The 7,636-nt window shown below is 57.7% G+C and carries 5 protein-coding genes; 2 read left to right on the top strand and 3 right to left on the bottom strand.

Going from position 1 to position 7,636, the window contains the following annotated elements; genetic code table 11:
- Positions 1 to 7: 7 nt before the first annotated feature.
- Together IEX96_RS06685 and IEX96_RS06690 are read right to left on the bottom strand one after the other, a co-directional pair.
- The gene (locus tag IEX96_RS06685; protein WP_150004828.1) at positions 8 to 3,523 is read right to left on the bottom strand and encodes a DUF8742 domain-containing protein; all 3,516 of its coding nucleotides are present in this window, start codon (positions 3,521 to 3,523) and stop codon (positions 8 to 10) included.
- Between the two features lie 67 nt (positions 3,524 to 3,590).
- The gene (locus IEX96_RS06690) at positions 3,591 to 3,785 is read right to left on the bottom strand and encodes a helix-turn-helix domain-containing protein (protein ID WP_150004827.1); all 195 of its coding nucleotides are present in this window, start codon (positions 3,783 to 3,785) and stop codon (positions 3,591 to 3,593) included.
- Positions 3,786 to 4,349: 564 nt separating this feature from the next.
- Between IEX96_RS06690 and IEX96_RS06695 the strand changes: the two genes are divergently transcribed.
- Complete coding sequence (locus tag IEX96_RS06695) at positions 4,350 to 5,399, top strand: Fic family protein (RefSeq protein ID WP_150005023.1); 1,050 nt, start codon at positions 4,350 to 4,352, stop codon at positions 5,397 to 5,399.
- Between the two features lie 44 nt (positions 5,400 to 5,443).
- On the opposite strand, the gene IEX96_RS06700 is transcribed toward IEX96_RS06695, so the two are convergent.
- A complete protein-coding gene (locus tag IEX96_RS06700; RefSeq protein ID WP_188873659.1) occupies positions 5,444 to 6,985 on the bottom strand; it encodes a site-specific integrase in 1,542 nt (513 codons plus the stop codon).
- A gap of 309 nt (positions 6,986 to 7,294) precedes the next feature.
- Here IEX96_RS06700 and IEX96_RS06705 point away from each other — a divergent pair, with 309 nt between their 5' ends.
- Entirely contained in the window at positions 7,295 to 7,609 is a 315-nt protein-coding gene (locus IEX96_RS06705; protein WP_229773576.1) for a hypothetical protein, read from the top strand.
- Positions 7,610 to 7,636: the final 27 nt, after the last annotated feature.

Genomic DNA, 7,636 nt, shown 5'->3' on the forward strand with positions numbered 1-7,636 from the left:
TTCTCTTTCATGAGGGTTGTTCAGCCCGGTCAAGAAGGCGTTTTATGTTGAATTGGATGGCGTTCTGGTCGAAGGGGGGCTCGCGCGTGTCGAGCGCACCGCGCACATAGCGGGGCTCGCGCGCGAAACCGTTTTCGACCTGTACGATGGCGAGAATGAATTTCTGAGGTTCGTGCAGCGAGGTAATCACCTCCTGCCGTGTGATCATCACAGTGTCGGCACCGTCGATTCGGCCCTTCACCTCGATAAAGCGCAAATGGTCGATCTTCGGATCGTAAGAGGCGATGTCGTAGCCGACCTTCTGCGCCGATACATCCGTAGGCGTATTGCCAAGCGCCCGTTCCGCCGCGATGACGGCATTCATGGCGGCGATCTCGATCTCGCGCCGGGCAACGGGATCCTCGGCAAAACCGGCGGGTACGCCTCCCGCACCTTCCGTCGCGGGCTGGCGCGCTGCGAGAAGCCCGCGCGGGATAACGACCATGCCGCCCCGCACACGCGGCGGCTGGGATGAGATAAAGCGCTCCTGCTCAAGCATGTCCATTCTGCGCTTCAGCCGTTCGGCAAGGTCCTCGGCGCGGCGTTGTGCGTTCTGCCAGTTGAGACGCGTCTTCTTTCCGGCGCGTTCCTCTTCCTTCAGCTCGAATGCGCGGGAATCCCAGTAGTTGATTTCCTTCTTCAAACGGGCGCGCACCTCACGCTCAACCTTGTCGATTTCCGGCAGGCGGCGGGCCTTGACCTCGGCGACATGGCCCTGCGCCAGCTCCACGGTCGCGAAGCGGACGGCGGTCTTCTCCAGCTCGGTGCGCAGCCAGTCTTCGTGCAGCAGATCATCGACGAGTGCGATCTCTTCGGGCTTTGCGGGCCTGAGATTGAGATGCGGCGCGATACCGGCATTGGTCGCAACGCCGTTGCGATCGATGCCCGCGAATTGCAGCTTCTCGGAAATGATGTGCGGCTTGCCCGTGGCGGTCGGGCGGCTATCCTGAACGCTGTGCTCCAGTAGAAACAGCGCCGATATCTGATCGCCCGGATCGGTGTCATCCACAAGGATGGCTCCACGCTTCATCAGGTGATCGTACTGTTCCCGGACCACGCTGATGACGGCTTCCAGAAGAGGGTGGCCGGGGCAGATGAAAGCCGCGACCGGCTGCTGATTGATCCGGTCCTTCTCGAAACAGATACGCTCGTATTTCTTCTGGATCGGGGCGCCCGAGCCAATCTGGCGATCCCGTTCCCGCAGGCTGAGCGGGACATGTGTGATTTCCCAGCGGCCTTCCTCACGGCGCTTTATACGCCCGCCGAGATGCTGGAATGCTTCGACAAAGAAGCTCTGCACGTGATGGGGCTGTAAACGCTGCGCCTCGGCGCGTTCCATCTCAAGACGGAGTTCCTGCACCTTCGCCTGCGGCATGGTGTCGTTGGTCAGCGCACGGCGCTCCAGCAGCTCCAGAAGGTGGTTCTGATCGACCGCGCCATCGACGGTCTGAAACAGGCGTGCCTTGACCTCTTCCTGTTCGCCATACTGGATGGCCTCGAACAAGAGGTCCTTCAGCGCGGTTCCTTCGAACAGCTCCCCGAGAACGTCATAGACGCGCCCGCCAAGCGCTTCCCGCGCGGCTTCCAGCTTTTCGAGCAACCGGCCATATACCTCGCCCTCGCGCGTGTCGTCGGCAACCAGATTCCAGAGATGGCAGACTTCCGTCTGCCCGATGCGGTGAATGCGCCCGAAGCGCTGTTCGATCTTGTTCGGGTTCCACGGCAGATCGTAATTCACCATCAGATGGCCGCGCTGGAGGTTCACACCTTCGCCTGCGGCATCGTTGGCGATCAGGACCAGCATGTCGCGGTCCTGCATGAAGCGCTCGACGACCTTGCGGCGTTCCTCGCGGGTGACGCCGCCGTGAATGACCTCGACGGCATCAGGTCTGCCAATCCGCGCGCGGACCTTTTCGAGAAGATATTGAAGCGTGTCCTTCGGCTCGGTGAAGATGATCAGCTTGCGCCGGTTGCCATCGGAATCGATCATCAGGTCGTCATCGAGGATACGATCAAGCTGCGTCCACTTGGTATCCTGGCCGGAGCGCAGAACGCCCAGCGCCATGGTCTCCAGTCTTTTGAGGGTCTCGACCTCGATTTCCAGTTGCTCGATTGTCTCGGCGGTCGTTGCGCCGGTCGAGATCAGCTCCTCAATTTCGTCAACCTCGTCCTGACCGAACTCCTCGATATTGCTGAGGATCTCATCGGTCACTTCCTCTGTCGCGAATTTCGCGCGCGCGCCTTTTTTTGCGAGGCGGGCTTCGCCCAGCTCGCTCTCCAGCCGCTCCCGGCGACGTTTCAGGGAGTGGTAGATCGCCGCAGGCGACGAGGCGAGGCGGCGCTGTAGAATTTGCAGCGCGAAGCCGACATTGTTCCGCTTCTTGTTGTCCTGGTCAGTGAACCGCTGTACCCGGTTCATTTCCGTCCGGACATACTCTGTCACGGCGCTATAGAGCGCGGCCTCTGGCTCGGACAGCTCGTATTTGACGGTATAGGCGCGCCGCTCCGGGAAGAGCGGTCGTCCGTCAAAACGAAGCAGTTCCTCCTTGGTGAGCCGCCGCATCATATCGGCGGTGTCGGCATAGTGAACGCCGTCGCGGAAGCGGCCCTCGAACCGGTCGCCATCGAGAAGTGCCATGAAAAGCTGGAAATCCTCTTCCTTGCCGTTATGCGGGGTTGCCGACATGAGCAGGAGGTGGCGGCAAATCTGGCCAAGCTGCTGACCGAGTTGATAGCGCTTGGTGTACTTCACATCGCCGCTGAAATAGGTGGCCGACATGCGATGCGCTTCATCGCAGATGATCAGGTCCCATTCGTGCGAGCTGGCGAGTTTCTGCTGAAGGTCCTCGTTGCGGGCAAGCACGTCGAGGCGGGCGATCAACCGGTTGCGGTCGTTGAAAGCGTTTCCCGAGCGCGACGTTTCGATCATGTCGCGGGTCAGGATGTCGAATTCGAGGGCGAATTTTTCGCCAAGTTCGTCTTGCCACTGTTCGACCAGACTGCCGGGCGCGACAACGAGACAGCGCTCAAGATCGCTGCGGGCGATCAGTTCCTTGATCAGCAGGCCCGCCATAATCGTCTTGCCCGCGCCGGGGTCGTCAGCAAGGAGGAACCGCAACGGTTGGCGGGGAAGCATCTCTCCATAGACCGCCGAAATCTGGTGCGGCAGCGGATCGACAAGGCTGGTATGTATCGCAAGATATGGATCGAAATAGTGCGCCAGCTTGATCCGGTTTGCTTCCGTCACCAGACGGAGCAACGCGCCATCGGCGTCAAAGGACCAGACGCGCCCGCGCGTCTCGACGCTGAGGCGGTGCTCGTCATCCCGATAGAGTGTGGTTTCGGCGACCGTGCCGCCTTGCGCCCGGTAGACAACATTGATCGCCTGGTCGCCGATCCAGTCGGTGGAAACGACCTCAACGGACTGGTTGGGGACGATTCCCTGAACAATGGCACCGTTCTTGATGTCTTCGAGCGCCGTCATCCCAACTCCTCTCGCCCTTTGGGCAGGAAGGTTTGGTCAGGCTGCGACTTGGCATGTTTATCTGCTTTCACCGTGGCATATCCCCTCGGTTTCCTTCCGTCTGGCGCTTGATCCATTGGGATATTTCCTCGCGATCGAACCGCCAGGACCCCCCAACCTTGAAGCCGGGTATTTTTCTTTCCGCAGCGAGCTTGTAAGCCGTCTTCTCATTAATCTTGAGAAGCTGCGCGACCTCTCGGATCGTTAGAATTTGATCGTCCATGATCGCGCTCCGGAATCGCCCCTTGGGCAAGCAGTATAAGGAAAAAGCGGGAAAATCAGAGAGAAAACTCGCAAAAAATCCGATAGAAGCCACAAGTGGCGGGTTCACCTAGGGTTGCCAATGTGTGCGTGGTATCGCTTATCAGGAAAAATGCAGGCGCGATGATGCTGCCACGGACAGAATCGGATCAAACCTGCATGTGATTCTCAGTTTGTCCCGAGCCAGAATTGCCCGGCGGGCGGGCTCGGACGGCTGTGCGGCTTCCCGCCCATCCTGACATGAGGCACACCGCAAGCGTCCGCCGCCGGACGACAGCCAAGCGGGTGGCCTTGTACCCGTCCAGGACCATTGACGCCCCACGGGCTGGCCCTGACGGCTCTTGAAGCTGCCTTCCGAGCCTGACGGGAATGAAGGGAAAGATTGTCGTGGCCGGGAGAATCTATCTTAATCGGATGAAAACGGATGGATAATCGGGTGAAGCGTGATATATTGGATGAAAATGGATGGATAATCGGGGGTCGCTGTTGGGCAGCCCGGGTGGAACAGGATGGATTTATGGATGATCTGCTGAAGACAGGGACAATCAGCATCACACCGGCAATGCTCAGGACCATTGCCGAGATTGACGAGTTTAAGGGGGCATGGACCGCCCTTGGACGGCTTGCACCCGAGCGACTTAACAACCTGCGGCGTGTCGCGGCAATCGAAAGCATCGGGTCGTCCACCCGTATTGAAGGCGCGAAACTGTCAGACCGCGAGGTTGATCAGCTTCTCTCGAAGATCGATGTCACCAGCTTTGCCAGCCGTGACGAACAGGAAGTCGCGGGCTATGCGGCCGCGATGGAGACGGTCTTCGCGCATTACGATTCAATCGGCCTGACTGAGAACCACATCAAACAACTTCACCGTGACCTGCTGCAATATGCCGGTAAGGACGAGCGGCATCGGGGCGCGTACAAGACACTGGATAACCATGTCGAAGCGTTTGGACCGGACGGAAAAAGCCTGGGTGTCATCTTCGAAACCGCCACGCCGTTCGAAACCCCGGCGCAGATGGAAGCGCTGGTCGCATGGACCCGCAACGCCATTGAGGCGGATGAGATGCATCCGCTGATCATCATCGGCGTTTTCGTGGTCGTCTTTCTGGCGATCCATCCGTTTCAGGACGGCAATGGGCGGCTCTCGCGGATACTCACGACGCTGCTCCTGCTGCGCGCGAATTACGCATATGTGCCTTACGTTTCGCTGGAGAGCGTCATCGAACGGTCGAAAGAAGACTATTATCGCACGCTGCGCCGTACGCAGGGCACGTTGCGCTCGGATGCTCCCGACTGGCAGCCCTGGCTCGATTATTTTCTCGGGGCGCTGCGTGGGCAAAAGCGTGTGCTCGACGAAAAAATCAGACGTGAAAAAATCCTGCTCGAATCGCTGCCGCCGCTTTCGCTGGAGATACTGGATATCGCGCGCACGCAGGGACGGGTGACGGTCGCGGAAGCGGCGCAAATCACAGGAACCAGCCGCAATACGGTGAAGGACCATCTTAAGGCCCTCACTGAAAGCGGCCATCTCGCCCGCCACGGTGCCGGGCGCGGGACCTGGTATGCGCTCGCATGAATGCGGGGCAGGCTACCCTCCGAGCCTGACGGGGTGAGGGGAGACTAAGCCTCCGGCCTCTTGCCGGAGTCGTCTTCCTTGCTTTGATTTTTGCGCTTCGGCCTTCGCACGTTGATCGCCGACGCATCGAGCGTCGTGGCGATGTGCGAGGCGTAGTATTTCTCGATCATCTCGACGCTGGTACGGCAGTTCTTTGCGATCTGGTAAATGTCGGCACCTTCGAGGAGCCGGAAACAAATATAGGTGTGCCGCAGGCTGTAGGCCGTCCGCCTGCTGCCTTCACGGTCGAATTTCAGGTCATTCTCTTCGAGAATGGCGTTGAATTGCTTCTTGTGATTGGCGGGGAAAACGAGGTCGGTCGGTCCCGGCTTCCGCCAGCCGCGTTCCTCCGATCCGGTTTCCGTATCGTCATCGTCAGTCTGGGCGTCCGATACAGGCCGGGGCCTGTTGCGCAGCCGTTCAAACGGCCGCACGGCGTTCGCCATGCTCTTGCAATAGCCGACGCCGCGCTTTCCCCGAACCGAAATCAGAAGGATCGTTTCGCCGGTTCCTTCGTCCTCGACGATCTCCACGTCGCGAAACTCAAGCGTATTGGCCTCATCGGGGCGCAAGCCCGTATTCGCCATGAACAGGATGTAATCGTGCAATTGCTCGCAAGGCCATGCCCTTGCCGTTCCCTTGTATCTTTGGGTGCGCACGCGGGACGCCTCGTAGAGCGTCCGGTACTCGTCGTGCGAAAACCAGGCGCGGTGGGAGATTTTCTCGGCCTTCCGGTAGGGGGGTGAGAAGTCGGGCAGGTGTTCCAGCCAGCCATGGCGGATGGCGGTCTTTATGACCTGCCGCAGCGTGACGATTTCGTGGTGCATCGTGCTTTTGGACGGCGACCTGCTGCGCTGTTTCATCCAGCGAAGCATTTCGCCAAGCGCGCCTAATTCGCGGTCCACCATCTTCGCGGCGATGGCGGGTTCCTGATCTATCTGTGAGAGCCGGTATTCACGGTATTTCTCGATAGCTTTCGATGTGACCGTGGATGCAATTGTATCGCCGAAAAAGGGGACGATGTTCTTTTTGACAGCTTCCAGACGGAATTCGGCTTCGCTTTCCGTGCGGTGATTACTGCGAAAGCCGTATTCTTTTTCAAACTGGCGAACCGCCTGTTTGAAGGGTTTTCCGATTGGTTTGTTGTCCGGATTGAGTCTGGAGATGCGGTACTCCTGCACAAGGCCGGGGGTGATTTCGGATAGGCCGTTGTCTCCGAAGAACGGAATGAGATGGAGCTTGAGGCGACGTTCATGTCCTTCGACATAACCGGCATGGCGTTGGCCTTCGGTGATGACCTCATACTCGCGCAGGAACTGCTCGGCGGCTTGCTTGAATGTTTTCTCCGCCTTCAGTTCGCCGCGATTGTTTTTTCCGCGAAGGTCCAGATACCAGTCTTCAGCGAAGTCTTTTGCCTGAGCCAGGCTCTCTTGCTTGGTGCTGACACGCCGGTTTTTCCCGGCGATGTAGGTTGAGCACTGCCAGTATCGGCTTCTTCCTCGCTTATAAACATGGACTTTTCCGCCCATTATCGTGTGGTCTGCCATGATCGTCCAAAAACTGTGAAATGTGTAAGCTATGTGAAAGCATATTTCTTCCGTTTTTGCGAGGCAAGAAAATTCGTAACATATTGAAAAATATAATGATTTTGATGATATTATGGAAGGTGAAAAATGAGTGCTACAGATTAGGAATCCTGCGCTCTATCCTACTGAGCTACGGGGAGTCATCGAATATAGATACCTGTCTGCATCGAAAAGTGGAAGTTCAAACTGGCCGCCCCCCTATAACCATATGATTTATGCATCGCAATAATGGCGATCTTCAGCAACGCATCTAATACGGAGTAGGACGGAATGACAAAAAAGCCAATTGATATCGAAAAAGCCATGCTCTACCCGAGTTCGGTGTTCGCAAATCCCGAAGAAGTCGTGGAACTTACGGACTTAACGACAGATCAAAAGATCGAAATCCTTCGCCGCTGGGAATACGATGCTAGCGAACTGGCCGTCGCCGAGGAAGAAGGCATGGCGGGTGGAGAACCATCACTTTTGGCGAGAGTTCTTAAAGCGCTAGATAGTCTGAGCGGAGGATATGACACTGAGCATTCTCCCCCAACCAAGCAAGGTGGACTAGGTTCAGGACTCATTAAAGCCACCAAATTACGATAGCAGCAATACAGATTGCAGAAAAAAATG

The sequence above is a fragment of the Iodidimonas muriae genome (assembly GCF_014647255.1).
Taxonomy (GTDB): Bacteria; Pseudomonadota; Alphaproteobacteria; order Sphingomonadales; family Rhodothalassiaceae; genus Iodidimonas; species Iodidimonas muriae.

Coding starts and splice junctions, on each gene's coding strand:
- IEX96_RS06705 (WP_229773576.1), top strand. CDS start 7,295: ATGACAAAAAAGCCAATTGATATCGAAAAAGCCATGCTCTACCCGAGT.
- IEX96_RS06685 (WP_150004828.1), bottom strand. CDS start 3,523: ATGACGGCGCTCGAAGACATCAAGAACGGTGCCATTGTTCAGGGAATC.
- IEX96_RS06700 (WP_188873659.1), bottom strand. CDS start 6,985: ATGGCAGACCACACGATAATGGGCGGAAAAGTCCATGTTTATAAGCGA.
- IEX96_RS06690 (WP_150004827.1), bottom strand. CDS start 3,785: ATGGACGATCAAATTCTAACGATCCGAGAGGTCGCGCAGCTTCTCAAG.